Annotated in this window: 14 protein-coding genes; 11 read left to right on the top strand and 3 right to left on the bottom strand. The window is 50.0% G+C overall.

What is annotated here, in order from left to right:
• Positions 1–101 precede the first annotated feature (101 nt).
• From C6Y40_RS05980 to C6Y40_RS05960, 5 genes are all read left to right on the top strand, one after another.
• Positions 102–887: a PhnD/SsuA/transferrin family substrate-binding protein gene (locus tag C6Y40_RS05980; RefSeq protein WP_240621862.1), complete on the top strand. Its 786-nt coding sequence runs from the start codon at positions 102–104 to the stop codon at positions 885–887.
• Complete coding sequence (locus C6Y40_RS05975; protein ID WP_105933806.1) at positions 874–1845, top strand: hypothetical protein; 972 nt, start codon at positions 874–876, stop codon at positions 1843–1845. Before C6Y40_RS05980 ends, C6Y40_RS05975 begins: the two co-directional genes overlap by 14 nt.
• A 242-nt stretch (positions 1846–2087) precedes the next feature.
• Positions 2088–2711, top strand: coding sequence for a uridine kinase (udk, locus tag C6Y40_RS05970; RefSeq protein WP_105933805.1), 624 nt, complete (start codon positions 2088–2090; stop codon positions 2709–2711).
• A gap of 11 nt (positions 2712–2722) precedes the next feature.
• A complete protein-coding gene (locus tag C6Y40_RS05965; protein WP_105933804.1) occupies positions 2723–3934 on the top strand; it encodes a NupC/NupG family nucleoside CNT transporter in 1212 nt (403 codons plus the stop codon).
• A 104-nt stretch (positions 3935–4038) separates the two neighbouring features.
• The gene (locus tag C6Y40_RS05960; protein WP_105933803.1) at positions 4039–4878 is read left to right on the top strand and encodes an isopenicillin N synthase family dioxygenase; all 840 of its coding nucleotides are present in this window, start codon (positions 4039–4041) and stop codon (positions 4876–4878) included.
• A 42-nt stretch (positions 4879–4920) separates the two neighbouring features.
• Here the strand turns inward: C6Y40_RS05960 and C6Y40_RS05955 are convergent, their stop codons facing one another.
• On the bottom strand, positions 4921–5841 hold the full coding sequence (locus C6Y40_RS05955; protein ID WP_105933802.1) for a M28 family peptidase: 921 nt from the start codon (positions 5839–5841) through the stop codon (positions 4921–4923).
• Positions 5841–7001 (bottom strand): tetratricopeptide repeat protein, encoded by a 1161-nt coding sequence (locus C6Y40_RS05950; protein WP_105933801.1) that lies wholly within the window; start codon positions 6999–7001, stop codon positions 5841–5843. The genes C6Y40_RS05955 and C6Y40_RS05950 overlap by 1 nt, the downstream gene beginning before the upstream one ends.
• Before the next feature lie 177 nt (positions 7002–7178).
• Between C6Y40_RS05950 and C6Y40_RS05945 the strand changes: the two genes are divergently transcribed.
• Complete coding sequence (locus C6Y40_RS05945) at positions 7179–7946, top strand: ParA family protein (RefSeq protein ID WP_105933800.1); 768 nt, start codon at positions 7179–7181, stop codon at positions 7944–7946.
• 14 nt (positions 7947–7960) lie between these two features.
• Here C6Y40_RS05945 and C6Y40_RS05940 read toward each other — a convergent pair whose 3' ends face one another.
• Positions 7961–8602 carry a LysE family translocator gene (locus tag C6Y40_RS05940; protein ID WP_105933799.1) on the bottom strand — a complete coding sequence of 214 codons (642 nt, stop codon included), beginning with the start codon at positions 8600–8602 and terminating at the stop codon, positions 7961–7963.
• Between the two features lie 91 nt (positions 8603–8693).
• Here C6Y40_RS05940 and grxB point away from each other — a divergent pair, with 91 nt between their 5' ends.
• From grxB to C6Y40_RS25145, 5 genes are all read left to right on the top strand, one after another.
• A complete protein-coding gene (gene grxB, locus C6Y40_RS05935) occupies positions 8694–9338 on the top strand; it encodes a glutaredoxin 2 (RefSeq protein WP_105933798.1) in 645 nt (214 codons plus the stop codon).
• Positions 9339–9589: 251 nt separating this feature from the next.
• Positions 9590–10048 (top strand): methyl-accepting chemotaxis protein, encoded by a 459-nt coding sequence (locus tag C6Y40_RS05930; RefSeq protein ID WP_170308420.1) that lies wholly within the window; start codon positions 9590–9592, stop codon positions 10046–10048.
• 54 nt (positions 10049–10102) lie between these two features.
• Entirely contained in the window at positions 10103–12166 is a 2064-nt protein-coding gene (locus C6Y40_RS05925; protein WP_105933796.1) for an amidohydrolase family protein, read from the top strand.
• Positions 12167–12313: 147 nt separating this feature from the next.
• Complete coding sequence (locus tag C6Y40_RS25150) at positions 12314–13372, top strand: M16 family metallopeptidase (protein ID WP_240621861.1); 1059 nt, start codon at positions 12314–12316, stop codon at positions 13370–13372.
• On the top strand, positions 13362–15068 hold the full coding sequence (locus C6Y40_RS25145) for an insulinase family protein (RefSeq protein WP_240621860.1): 1707 nt from the start codon (positions 13362–13364) through the stop codon (positions 15066–15068). Before C6Y40_RS25150 ends, C6Y40_RS25145 begins: the two co-directional genes overlap by 11 nt.
• Positions 15069–15136: the final 68 nt, after the last annotated feature.

The following is a 15136-nucleotide window of genomic DNA, read 5'->3' as shown; positions in this document are numbered from 1 at the left end:
AAAACTAACTCTAAAACACTTTGCACCGTTTACGACTGAATTCAACAACACGATGGCTGATTGTTGCTGCTATTTTTATTTGTAGTGGCGTGGTTGGCTTTGTGCAAAATTCACAAAAAATAAATGATATTTCACCGCAAACTACCAGCAAGTTGCAGTGCGATACGCCGTTGTCGCAAAACAGCAAAGTCTTTAACGTGTACCTTACTGAGCAATCTATAGCTGAAAAAGCCCTGCCATTACTATGTGCTAATAATGTAGTGCAACGTCAGTTTGGCGATGTAAAAGTGATTATCGGTCGTAACGACTTTGATACCTTCCGGTTTGTTAATCACGGCGTGCCGGAACTCACCCTGGTTAAAAGTAACGTGGTAGACGCCTTCGGCGCCGACCGCATCTATCACTACGACAGCATAGCAGCTCACCCCGATTACAGCGCATATTTTATTGCCCTGCGTGAAAAACCGGTGCTCACTAAGGAGTATCTGCTGGGCAAACGCATCGGTATACTCGATTACCCAAGCAGTCGTTCAGGGCATATTGTACCCAAAACGGTATTGCAGCGTTTGGGCTTGAACGATTCCAACATCAAGCTTTATTACTACAATTCGCATCAGGAACTACGCCGCGCACTGATGGCCGGAGAGGTGGATATTATCTCCAGCTACTGGGGTAAAGCTGATGAGCAGACGTTATCGCGTAATTACATTACCTCACTGGAAAACAGTGTGCCCGGCATGCGCTGGTATTTAAAGATGCAGGATAACAACACGGATTTACGCTGTGCTATTCAGCAGGTTATCACTGAGATATCCAATAACCACCCACGTAAGTACTACCGCGACGTGGTGCTAATTAACGAGTGTAATTCAAATGAAAACCTATGATATTACACCCAACGACTGGCTAAAGGGCGGCCTCGTCACCCTTCTGCTGTTTGTTATCTTCCAGCTAGGTGCCCTGGTTGGCCAAACCAGTGCCCGGTTATATGCCGAACATGAAGCTGTGGATAAAATAAAAGCGCGTATTAGCCTGGACCTGCAGTTTCTCGACGTGGGCAACCAAACGTTAAGAACGCCGCCTAATCAGGATACACTCAAGGCTTACCTTAACCGCATTAATACCATATTAAGCGAACAGCAAACCGGTGTATGGCTGGTATCACTGCAATCGGTTACTGCCAATGCCACGGGTCAGCCTGAAAATGCGCGTTTAACCCAACTGGTACTGGAAAACTCCGAACAAACCGTTAACGTGCAGCTGGCGACTAAACCGCTTTATCGCTACCTGTCATTCAGCCCGTTAGCGCTGCTGGCAGCCCTGTTGGTATCGCCGGCATTTGTTAAGGTACGAACCAGCCAACGCCGCGCAGTAAAAGCGGCAGCCCTGGCGCAACCGGTTCCAATAGTAAAAATTACGCCTAAGCTGACCGTTAACCTCAACGAGAAAACCCTCGGCAATGGCGTTAATGATGTCACCGTGCAGCTACAAAATAAACCGTTGTGCTTCTACACAGCTTTGCTGCACTACTGTATCGAAAATCCCAACGCGGTTTTACTTCACCATAAGGATATCCCACCAGAGCTGACCAACCTTGCCAGTAAAGTGTTTACCCGCTTGATGGAATTAGGCCATACCAAACGTAAACGGCCTGATTTTAACGCTAATCTGGATAAAACCCTGAGTGAGATCCGGGCCGCCCTCGATGAGGTATTTGCCGGCTTCAGTGAAGAAAAAACCCGTTACTATCCGCCGCGCGCACAGGGTGAAGGCTCACGTTCCAAGCAACACTCCTATGCCCTGCCGGTGCTGCATGCCAGCGACATAGACATTATTGGCGAATAGCGAGAATTGTAATCAGGCCTGTACAGCACAGGTATGACCCCCTGATGACAGACAGTTTGCAAGCCGGGAAAACAATGGTAACCTGAACAGATGGTCAGCATTATAATGCAAAGACTCACCATTTGCCGGGATGTCAAAACACCCCCGAACGGCGCTATCTGATTTAAAGCCTATACTGTGGGATTGATTCGCACGGTGCATTTGCGTATCTTTGCTATAAATAAAAATACGTTTTTCCCACTATGCAAACACCCCTGATTATTGCTATTTCCGGTGCTTCTGGCTCCGGTAAGTCGTTGTTCACTGAGAACCTGATTAATGCTTTTTCTGAGCAAGGTCGGCCGGTACAGATCCTCCGCGAGGACCACTATTACCGTGCCCAGGACCATTTGCCCATGGAAGCGCGGGAAAAAAACAACTACGACCATCCCAATGCCTTTGAGCACGAATTATTAAAAGCCCACCTCGGTGCCTTGCGTAATGGTGAGCCCATTGACTACCCGCATTACTGCTTTAAAACCCATACCCGGTTACCTAAAACCGAGCGGTTGCAGCCGGCTCCGGTGGTGATCCTCGAAGGCATTATGCTGCTTGCCAGAGTAGAATTACTGCCTTTATACGATGTAAAAATCTTCATCGACACACCGCTGGATATCTGTCTGATGCGCCGCATGATGCGGGATGTTAAGGAACGCGGGCGGACCATGGATTCAGTGGCCACGCAGTACGAAAAAACCGTAAAACCTATGTATCACCAGTTTATAGAACCCAGCCGTTTTACCGCCGACGTAGTGGTAACCCAGGGGGGCAAGAACCAAATTGCGCTGGACGTAATAAAATCACATATACAACAAGTTATTAAGTAAAGGATTACCCCATGATAAGTTTACTGGGCGTCGCCCTGCTGTTATGTATTGCATTCGCTTTATCAAGTAATCGACGTTCCATAAACTGGCGTACCGTGGGTGGCGCTTTCGCCATTCAGGCGGCGGTGGGCGCGTTTATCCTGTATTTCGAACCCGGTATTCAGCTATTACTGAAAACCACCGAGTTTGTGCAAAACATTATCGACTATAGTCAGGCGGGTATCGATTTTGTGTTCGGACCTATTGGTGACAAATCGCTGGGCTTTATTTTCGCCTTTAATGTGTTGCCCGTTATCATCTTTTTCTCTTCCCTGATTGCCGTTCTGTATCACCTCAAGGTGATGAACATTATCATCCGCCTGATCGGTGGTCTGCTGGAAAAGGCACTAAAAACCAGTCGCCCGGAGTCGATGTCGGCGGCCGCCAACATTTTCGTTGGACAGACCGAAGCACCACTGGTAGTACGGCCGTTTATCCCTAACATGACCCGCTCAGAGCTGTTTGCCATCATGGTAGGCGGTCTCGCTTCTATTGCCGGATCGGTAATGGCAGGCTATGCCGGCATGGGCGTTGAGCTTAAGTACCTGCTGGCTGCCAGCTTTATGGCCGCACCAGGTGGCCTGCTAATGGCTAAAATTATGCAGCCGGAAACCTCAGAGCCGCACAACGAGCTGGAAAAAACCGAAGAAGAAAAAACCCACTATGCAAACGTGTTCGACGCCGCTGCCAGCGGTGCTGCTTCCGGTTTACAGCTTGCTCTGAACGTAGGCGCGATGTTGCTGGCTTTTGTGGCCCTGATTGCCATGCTGAACGGCATCATTGGCTGGGCTGGCGGTCTGGTTGGTTTTGAAAACCTCACCATTCAGCAAATTCTCGGCTTCCTGTTACAGCCTCTCGCCTGGACGCTCGGTGTGCCCTGGTCTGAAGCGCAGATTGCCGGTAGCTTTATTGGTCAGAAGATAGTGGTTAATGAATTTATCGCCTACCTGGACTTTATTGCAGCACAGCCAGAGCTGTCTCCAATCAGTCAGGCGATTATTACGTTTGCCTTATGTGGTTTCGCCAACCTCTCATCCATTGCCATTCTGATGGGCGGTATTGGCGCCATGGCCCCAACCCGGCGTAAGGAGATCGCTCAGTTGGGTCTAAAAGCGGTTTTTGCCGCCACCTTATCAAACCTGATGAGCGCTGCCCTGGCCGGTTTTTATCTGACACTGGGCTAAATTCGGCCGTAATCAATCCGGCTTGATATGTATCAAGCCGGCGGCATTTGCAGTACCTCAAAGCCACATTATAATTTGTAAAATCAGAACGACAGGAAACCCTAATGAACTTAGTTGCCGTAGATTATCAGGCAGACAACGCTGCCGAGTTATTCGCAAAATCGCTGCATGAAACCGGTTTTGGCGTATTAAAAAATCACCCTATTCAGAAACAGCTGGTAGAAGATATCTATACAGCGTGGCAGGCGTTTTTCGACAGCGAAGATAAGTTCGATTACACCTACAATAAAGGCACTCAGGACGGTTATTTTTCCAAGTCGGTATCCGAAGTTGCCAAAGGCTTTAAGAAAAAAGACATTAAGGAATATTTTCACTACTACCCGTGGGGCATGTGCCCGCCGGAGTTGAAGCAGCAGTTGGCAGACTATTACGCCAAAACCACCAACCTCGCCGCTGAATTACTCAGCTGGGTAGAAGACAATGCACCTGATGACGTTAAGGCCAGTTTTAACGAGCCATTGCCGCAAATGATCGATGGCAGTGAGCAAACCCTGCTGCGGGTACTGCACTACCCGCCACTGGACGGCAATGAAGAGCCGGATGCTATCCGGGCAGCGGCTCACGGCGATATTAACCTGCTAACCGTATTACCGGCAGCTAACGAGCCGGGCCTACAGGTTCAGCGAAAAGACGGTTCATGGATGGATGTTCCCTGTGATTTCGGTACGCTGATTGTGAATATTGGCGACATGCTGCAGGAAGCCAGTGGCGGATATTACCCCTCTACCATCCACCGGGTAATTAATCCCGACGGTGCGGATATGACTAAATCACGTATTTCTCTGCCGTTGTTCCTGCACCCACGTCCCGACGTTAAACTGTCTGACCGCTATACTGCCGAGGCGTATTTACAGGAACGCCTGCGTGAACTGGGCGTAATCTAAGGCGTCGGTAAGAATTAGCAGCGGAGCAATGGCTCCGCTTTTTTATGGCTGTTCGGCAGCTTGGGCGCACAAAGCATCCAGCTTTTGCAGGTATTGCCAGGCAATAGCAACCGTTTCACCATAGAACGATTGATTTACCCGGGAAGCGGTATCTCTTGGCGTGTGATAGTAGTTATGCCGGCCCACACCCAAAAAAAGAAACGGGATCCCCTGTTCGGCAAAAGCGGCATGGTCGCTTACCTTGCGGCGATCGGTCAGACTCGGGTAGCGGCCGACGCGACGTTTTTCATCGGTAGCAATCATGGGCATGTTGCTGGCCAGTTCGATATCCTTGATTAGGCCGTTAAACGCCGGATGGCTGAGATTGCCACTCACCAGGACTTCCTTGCGGCCGCCCGGTTGCGAGAGCATATCGAGATTGAGATTTACAAATATCGACTTAGCCGCCACTACGTCGGACGCCACAAAGGCCCTGGCGCCAAGCAGTCCATGCTCTTCGGCGTCTGAAGCTAAAAACACCTGGTGACACTGCCGCCCACTTTGCTGACTTTGCGCGGCAAGATACAACATAGCCGCCACACCACTGGCATTATCATCTGCTCCGTTAAATATACGCCTCCCCTTACGTCCTATATGGTCGTAGTGAGCACTTACAATAATATAACGCTCCAGCTCACCTTTGAGCTGACCAACCACATTAGTGCCGGCCAGTGGTTTGTTTTTGCGGATGGCTGAAAAAGGCTGACCATAGTTGTTAAGTGCCGGCAGTGGCTCAATGCCAATTTCGGCATAGCGCTGTATCAGGTATTCGCGGCTACGCTTTGAGCCTTTACTACCCACTTCACGGCCTTCCATCATATCATCGGCCAGCACATTAAGATCCTGCACCCATACCGGCTCACTGGCGCTTGCCAGTGCACAGCATCCTATCCCCAAGACTGCGATTAACAGGGATAACTTCATTACAGCTGTTCCTCATAATAATGACTTAGTACGGCCAGCTTAGCGGCATAGCGTTGTCGATCAGCCGGCAACTCCGCACGCTTAATGGCGCGCTCCAGAAAAGTTTGTGCATCATCAGTTTCACCCGTTGCCAGCGCTGTTTTGCCCAGAGCAAATAGGATCAAGTGATTCGTTCTGTCTAACCGGTAGGCCCGGCGGTAATAATTATGAGCAAGGTTGAAATCGCCCTCTTCAAAGGCTTCATCGCCGCGGATCAGATGGTAATAAGGATTCGCTACCCTCAGTTTATGTACCTCTTTGGCCAGCTCATTGGCTTTGGAATCACGGCCGGTCAGGCGATACAAAATCGCCAGATTTTCTCTGGCCGTCAGATTTCGGGTATCAAGCTGAAGTACTTTCTGATAGGCCTCTTCGGCGTAGCGATAATTCTCGGTAAAGCGGTACAGCACCCCTAGGTTGATCCACGCAGCGGTAAACTGATCGTCCTGTTTAAGGGCCGCACTGAGATATCGAAATGCCACCGGGAAATTGCCGTATACCAGCGCATTGGCACCCTTGTTGTTGTAAAACATCGACAGTGCACGGTTTACTGACATGGTTTCTGATTTAAATTGCTGGCCCTGCATGCGGGCGTCAAAGTCCACCAGTATTGGCGTAGCGAACAGATCCCGCTTGTCGGTGAGTAGCACATTTACGTGGCCATTGAGCAGGCTAAAGCCTTGCCTGCGCGACCAGTACTCGGGAATAAACACGTCCTGTAAGCTGGCATCCAGCCCCAATCCCTTGGCCAGCGCATAGGTCATCAGAGTTAGCGACAGGCAATTGGCCTGGCGGTTTTTAAAGGTGTCTGCAACGGTTGAATTGGCATCGCTGAAGTAACTTAAACCAAGCTGTTGCTCGGCAAACAGGCTGTTTACCAACTCGTCTAAAGGCGTGGTTTGCTTTTGCTCCGCCGTCACCTTAATTTTCGTTAAAAACCGTTTGGCCTCTTCTGGCAGCGTGAGGATTTGGGCTGGCGACTCAATGTTTACTGATCTGGCAGCGGGAAATGCGTCGGTATAAACCGGGTGTAAATAATTACCTGTATCGGGCTCGGTACTGGCGCATCCGCCAAGCAAGATGAAGCTGCTGAGTACGACAACCAATGCATAAACTTTCATAGGCAGGCCGCTCCATTAAAATGGCTTATATAAGTTTAGCCCACCTCACATATATTTAACATTTTTCAAACACTTTAATCCGTTACTTTTCGGCAGGGATAACTTATGCTGAAAGCGTCGATTATTTATACAGCAAGTCCTCATCTCATCGACCGACGAGGAAATAAAGGGAGTCACATGAAACGGGTGGTATTCAATCAAAAGGGCGGTGTTGGCAAATCAACCATCAGCACCAATCTCGCCGCAGAAAGTGCCTTAAGAGGCTATAAAACCCTGTTGGTCGACTTAGATGCACAGGGTAACAGCACCCACTATGCAGGCATTGATATTAGTGAAGACACCCTTACCGTGGCCGACATGTTTAAGCAAATTGTCGGCTGGTTTTCCAAACCCCAACCGCCTACGGCATTTGTGCAGGAAACGGCTTTCGAAAACCTTTATGTCTTACCCGCAGACCCAACCCTCGCCACTATCGAGCGAGAACTGGAATCACGCTACAAAATGTTTAAGTTGCGTGAGACCCTCGAAGCGCTAAGCGAAGAATTTGAACGCATTTATATTGATACCCCACCCAATTTTAACTTTTACTCCAAAGCGGCCCTGATTGCTGCCGATGAGTTTCTGGTACCCTTTGATTGCGATCATTTTTCTGCCCAGGCCATTGAACGCTTGCTGGAAAATGTCATGGAAATCAAAGAAGATCACAACCAGTCGCTGGCACTGTCTGGCGTGGTGATCAATCAGTATAACGCTCAGGCCAAGCTGCCTGCGGCGCTGATTGGTGAGTTACAGGAAAAAGGTCTGCCCTTATTTGAAACCCGCCTGAGTAGTTCGGTGAAAGTGAAAGAATCCCACTCCCATCGAACACCGCTACCATTTTTAATGCCCAGCCATAAGGTAACCAAGCAAATTGCAGCGCTGTTCGATGAGGTAGAAGGCAGTTAAGGGTGGCCGGCTGACTAAACCGTTGCTGTCTGGCCAAAGTCCAGCAGCAGGGTGGCGCCTAAGCCAAGAAAAATCAGCCCGACCAGTTGTTCCTGACGCACCGCAATGCGCGGATTCTTTGCCATCCAGCGCCCCAGCTGATGAGACAGTTGCACCACCAGCAAGTCGCAACATAACGCGATAGCACTGAACAGTAGGCCGAGGACCAGCAAATCGGTGATCAACACATCGCCCGTTGCATGGGTAAACTGCGGCAGAAAGGCAATGAAAAACAGCGCGGTTTTAGGGTTACTCAGTTCTACCAGCAAGCTTCTGGAAACAATCCGCCGGGTAGATGCCTGAACCGGCTTGCGCAAATGCGGCGCCGCTGCAAAACGTAGCGCCGTAACGCCAAGATAAATCAGATACAGCGCGCCCAGCACCTTTATCACCGTAAATACCACAGGGACATACGCTATAACGGCCGCCAGTCCAAAAGCCGTAGCAATGGCATAACTGGAAGACCCTACAGCCATGCCAAGTGCCGCTGCGGTGCCGCCGGTCCTGCCTGAACCCAGCGTGCAAGCCATAATGTACAGATTGGAGGGGCCAGGCGACAAACTGATGATCAGCGTTGCTACCACAAAGGCCATAAGGGTATCGGGCGTTAAGGTCATGAAATGGATAACTTATTATCTTTGAAAAGTAAAGTGTGTAAGGTGAATACGTTATAGTTTATCAACAAATTCAGCCAAAAGGAGTGTCTTAATGTTCACCCTGTATCAATATTTACACTGCCCGTTTTGCGTACGCGCCGATATGGTAGCCAACTATACCGGTGTTCCTCACAAGAAGGTACTGCTGCTTAACGACGACGATGAGACCTGCCATAAGCTGATTGGCAAAAAAATGGTGCCGATATTACAACCCGACGATGGCACTGCAATGGGCGAAAGCCTGGATATCGTTGATAAAATTTTGTCTTTGGCTCCGGCAGATAAGCAGTTACAGCCTGCACAGCAAGCTGAAAAAGTTACCACTGTGCTAAGCAAATACAGCAGCGATATGAACGGTTTGCTATTCCCGCGCAATATCCTTATCGACCAACCGGAGTTTGCCACCGCTGGGGCCCGTGACTACTTTCAGGCGAAAAAAGAAAAAGTGATCGCCATGACTTTTACCGAAGCCATGTCGAAAACAGAACATTACATTGGCCGGATAAATGACATGCTTAGCAAACTGCCGCTGCTAAAGGCCTCTGCCAGCCTGGGCATGGATGATGTGCTTATCTTCCCATTCCTGCGTAACCTGACTATGGTAAAAGGCCTTGAGTGGCCACAACCGGTGAAGCAGTACGTAGATGACATCGCCGCACTAACCGATATTCACCTTTACTGGCAACAAGCCGTTTAATCCTTAACAGCCAGTCCGTTACGGGCCTTTGGGCCCGTTACCCTTGCCATTCGGGTAAATCCTCGCGAATCTTAAATCCCTAACTATACTTTTATCCTAAGTAACGGGAAATAAACCAATGGATTCCCCTCAGTTACCGCTATTATTAGCCCAGTTATTCAAGCCCTCCTGAGTTGTGTAGTCCAGGAACTTACTGACGTGCAGACTATGAATGGATTTATGCGTTTATCGATAGCAAACCTGACGCTACTGTGTATCGGCCTGATTGGCGGACTAATGCCGGTGAGCATGGCAGAGGCTTTGTTGTGGTGGCCGACGAAGTGAGACAACTGGCTACGGCAAGTCGTGGATCATCCGATAAAATATCATCGTTACTCGATACGCTGGCGCAAGTAAGCAACACAGTCATTAACGGCGTAAGCCAGAGCGCAGAAGCCGCCCGCATTTCACTAAACCTGACTGAGAAAGGTGAACGCACCGCTAGCACTGTGCGCGATAGCGCCGGCAACGTAGAGCTTCAGGCGAATGCGATGTCGGCGGCGGCCGAGCAGCAGTCAGTCACGTCAGACCAAATTGCCAAAGATGTGGTTGCGGTACAGGACGCCGCCACTCATCAAGTGTCGATTGCCGACGAACTGAAAGCACTGACAACCGATTTACAAAGCAACAATGCGCTGCTTGAGCGAACCATGGCTACTTTTAAGTCTTAGGTTAGTGGCCGCTTTGTGACATACTGAGAATGATAACAACAATAAGGATGAAACATGCGAAAACTGATTGTTTTACTCACACTTACGGGTTTAGCTGCCTGCAGTGGTGAGGCACCTGTAAGCTCAGACACAACGGCTTCACAGAGCCAGCAACCACAGGTTGAAACCGCCAGTTACAATGTACTGTTTGGCGGTACCGATGTGGGCGATATGACCATCAGTCAATCCGGCACGCTGATTGATATCAGCTACGGATTTAGCAATAACGGCCGTGGTGCCAGCAGCGAAGAAACCCTGTTACTCTCTGAAGCGGGCCTGCCAATCAGTTGGAAAATCACCGGTAAAACCACCTTCGGTAATCAGGTGAATGAAACCTATGAATTGAAAGACGGCCAGGCCAGCTGGACTTCTGCCGCCGGCAGTGGTGAAGCTGATGCCAGCAATAAGCCTATTTATATTGCCCAGAATGCCAGCCCTTATGAGCTCTACACCTACGCAAAAACCGTGCTCGATGCCGGCGGTGAGCCCTACCCTGCCTTACCGGCTGGTCAGGTAACCGTTACCCCAAAAGAATCTCTTACCTTGCAGGGTAAAGACGATGAGCTGGCCGTTACCCTGTATGCCGTTGGCGGTATCGACCTCAACCCGAGCTATATATTACTCGATGATCAACAGCAATACGTGGGCGGCGTATCACCACGGTACGCAGTGTTAAAAGCAGGGTTTGAGAATGAAGACAGCCGCCTGCGCGAACTTACGGCAACGCTTAATACCAAGCGTTATGAAGACATCGCTAATAACGTAACTCATGAATATGAACAACCGGTGCGAATTAACAATGTGCGCATTTTCGATCCGCAATCACTCAGCCTGACCGATCCGGTCTCGGTGGTCATGACCGGCGATACCATTACCGCAATCGAAGACGTCCGTTCTGCTCCCGGCGCTGATGAAATTTTTATTGAAGGTGAAGGCGGCACACTGGTAGCAGGTCTTTACGATATGCATGGCCACGTTGGTGATAATCAGGCACTCATGAATGTCATGGCCGGGGTTACCGGCATTCGCGATATGGGTAACGAAGACGACGTACTGTCGGACCTGATAGATAAGATTGACCGCGGCGTGCTGATTGGCCCTACCATTACTAAAAGCGGCTTTATTGAAGGCGTAAGTGAATTCAGCGCAGCAACCGGAGAGCTGGCAGACAGTAAAGAAAAAGCGCTGGAACTGGTTAGAAACTACGCCGAAAAAGGGTACTGGCAAATTAAGATCTACAACTCAATGAACGGTGACTGGGTTGAAGAAATGGCCGCTGAAGCCCACCGGCTGGGTATGCGGGTAGCCGGGCACGTACCGGCTTTTTACCGCGCCGATCAGATGATTGAGGCGGGTTATGATGAACTGACGCATATCAATCAGATTATGCTGGGCTGGGTGCTGGGGCCGGAAGAGGACACCCGTACCCTGTTCAGAATTACCGGCATGAAACGCTTTGTCGACTTAGATCTTAACAGCGATAAAGTGCAGCATACACTGGATTTAATGGTGAAAAATAATATCGCTCACGACCCAACCGCCGTTATCCACGAGTATGGTATGACTTCACGTAATGGCGTAACAGCCATGGCGGTGCGCGATTACATAGACCATATGCCCATTAGCGTGCAACGTTCAGCCAAATCCGCCATGCTAAATGTTGCAGACGATGCAGAGGATCAGGCCTATCTGGCCGCTTACCAGAAAATTCTTGATACCCTCGCACTCATGCATAAACGTGGCATTCTGCTGGTGCCCGGAACCGATATGGGCGGCGCTTTTTACCTGCATCGTGAGCTGGAGCTGTTTGAAAAAATAGGCATGACCGCAGCCGAAGCGCTACGGCGTGGCTCCTATGATATGGCGCAGTATCTGGGGCATACAGAACGCGGCTCTATTGAAGTGGGTAAGCAGGCCGATTTCTTTCTGGTACCCGGCGATCCTACCGAGGATCTCAAAGCCATTAAAACCATTGCCATGGTGGCTACGCAGGGTCGAATTTACTTTCCTACCGAAGTCTACCCTTCGTTTGGAATTCAGCCATTTACCGAAGTACCTGAGGTGCATGTTCCCGAATAAACCGGGTCAAATCTGAGCCGTTCACAAACATTTACAGTTTTGCTTCCGCCAGCACTTTATTAACTGGCGGAATGCTTTATGTTTAACACTGGCATAATTATGCCCGGGCGATAATCAACGCTAATAAAAAGATTAAGGATGACATTCATGACAGTAATCAAGCACCTCACCAAAGGCCTGAAACTAGGCGTTGGTGTGCTGGCACTCAGTGGTTTATGTATAACTGCTGCGTTTGCCAAAGACGACATTAACATCGACTACGAGAAATTTACCACCGATAACGGCCTCACCGTTATTGTTCATGAAGACCGCAAAGCGCCGGTAGTAGCGGTAGCGGTATGGTACAAAGTGGGCTCTAAGGATGAGCCGGAAGGAAAATCAGGTTTTGCTCACTTATTTGAGCACCTGATGTTCAATGGTTCTGAAAACTACGATGACGAGTGGTTCGGCCCATTACAGGAGGCTGGCGCTACAGGTCTGAACGGCACCACTAACTTTGACCGCACTAACTATTTCCAGACCGTTCCCACCCCAGCCCTCGACAGGATTTTATGGATGGAATCAGATCGCATGGGGCATTTACTCGGTGCGGTAACCCAGGACAAGCTCGACGAGCAACGAGGCGTTGTACAAAACGAAAAACGTCAGGGCGAAGATCAGCCCTACGGCACCTTGTTTAATCATGTAGTTGAAGCCCTGTTTCCCAGCGGCCATCCATACAATCACACGGTTATCGGCTCGATGGAGGATCTCAACTCGGCCTCGCTGGATGATGTGAAAGGCTGGTTTAATCAGTATTACGGGCCTAACAATGCCATTTTAGTGCTAAGTGGTGATATAAACGCCGCCGAGGCCAAGCCTCTGGTCGACAAATACTTTGGCGATATTGAGCCGGGCCCGGCCCTGGCCAAATGGCAATCCTGGGTACCAGAGCGTAAAGCCAATACCCGCGAAATTATTCAGGATAAGGTACCGCAAACCCGCATCTACCGTTTGTGGGTGTCGCCTGAAAATACCAGTCCGACCGCCACTGACCTGTTTATTGCAGCAAGTGTGTTAGGCGATGGTAAGAATTCACGGATGTATAAAGAGCTGGTTTACGATCAGCAAATCGCTACCAACGCCTCCGTGTTTAACTATGAACTGCAGATGGCTTCGATTTTTGGTGTCAGCGTTGACGTCAAAGCCGGTGAGGATGCCGGCTAAAGTTGAACGCGAAATGGATAAAATCATCGCCGAATTCTTACGTAAAGGCCCCAGCCGTGATGAGGTAGAGCTGGTATCCACCAAGCGCCGCGCCTCGATTATTCGTGGCCTTGAGGAAGTTGGCGGCTTTGGCGGGAAGGCCGATACCCTGGCTACCGGTGAATACATTGCCGGCGATCCCAATTACTTCAAAACTGAATTAGAAGAACTGGCTAATTCAACCCCAAAGAAGGTTAAAGCGGCCGCCCAGCAATGGTTGGGAGATGGCTGGCATCAGATTACCTTTGTGCCGTTCGAAGAGCATACCGCCAAAGCAGAAGGCGTTGACCGCAGCACTGGCCTGCCGTCAATTGATGCAGAAACCCAGCTAAGCTTCCCACAAGTGACTGAAACCGAGTTATCGAATGGCATCAAAGTGGTATTCGCACAGCGCTCTACGGTACCCTTAGTGAATGTGGCAGTGCAATTTGATGCCGGTTATGCAGCAGATGCAGGCGGCAAACTGGGCCTTGCCAGCTTTACCACCCGAATGCTGGATGAAGGTGCCGGTGACTATGACGCACTTGAGCTGGCAGCCGAACTGGAGCAACTGGGTACTAACTTAAACAGTGGCTCTAATCTCGACACCACCACCGTCAGCATGTCGATGCTGAAGGAAAACATGAAGCCATCACTGGCCTTACTGGGTGATATCCTTAAAGATCCCTCCTTTGACAAGGAAGAGATTGAGCGTCAGCGTGCACTTATATTAAGTAATATTGCTCAGCAGAAGACCCGTCCGGTAAGTATTGCCCTGACTCTGCTGCCACCGCTTATTTACGGTGACGACCATGCCTACGGTATTCCGTTTACCGGCACCGGTACGGCTGAAGATGTACAGGCAATAACTCGCAGCGATCTGGTTACCTTTAAAAACACCTGGTTGCGCCCGGATAATGCCACTATCTTCGTGGTTGGTGACACTACCTTAAACGAGATTAAGCCAGCGCTTGAGAAAGAGTTTGGTAAGTGGAAAGTGTCGGGTAGCAAAGGCAGTAAGCAAATCGCTCAGGCCGAACTACCTGAACAGGGCCAGGCGATTATTATTGACCGTCCGGGATCGCAGCAGTCGCTGATTCTGGCTGCTCATTTAGCACCGCCCACAGGTATCGACAACAACATTGCCATCGAGGCGATGAACCTGACCTTAGGTGGTGCGTTTACAGCCCGGGTTAATATGAACCTGCGTGAAGATAAAGGCTGGTCCTACGGCGCTTATACCTTCCTGCAGGATGCCCGAGGCCAGCGTCCGTTTATGGTGTATGCACCGGTTCAGACCGACCAGACCGGCCCGTCTTTACTGGAGCTGAAGAAAGAGCTGAATGGTTACTTAGGTGACAAGCCGCCAATGGCCATGGAACTTGAACGTGCGCGTCTGGATGAAGTACGCTCGCTGCCAGGGCAGTTTGAAACTGCCGGTTCGGTGCTGGGCAGCCTGCTTTCCAGTAGCCGTTTTAACCGCCAGTATAACTACCCGGAAACTCTGGTAGAAAAATACAACGGCCTCACCCTGGACGACCTTAATGAAGCTGCAGCACAAGTTATTCATCCGGATAAGCTGACCTGGCTTATCATTGGTGATGCCGAGAAAATTAAAGCTGAAGTTGAAGCCGCTGGCCTTGGTCCGGTTTCGGTACAGAGCATGAACAGCCTGTAACCTCTGTCTGCCAGCGGCCTATGCCGCTGGCAATTTTACCCTGTTGTTTGACCCCGCCTTTACCCCCT

Source organism: Marisediminitalea alba, assembly GCF_002993365.1.
Classification (GTDB): domain Bacteria; phylum Pseudomonadota; class Gammaproteobacteria; order Enterobacterales; family Alteromonadaceae; genus Alteromonas; species Alteromonas alba.
Note: the sequence above shows the minus strand (reverse complement) of the source record. Positions and strands in the feature narration are given on the sequence as shown.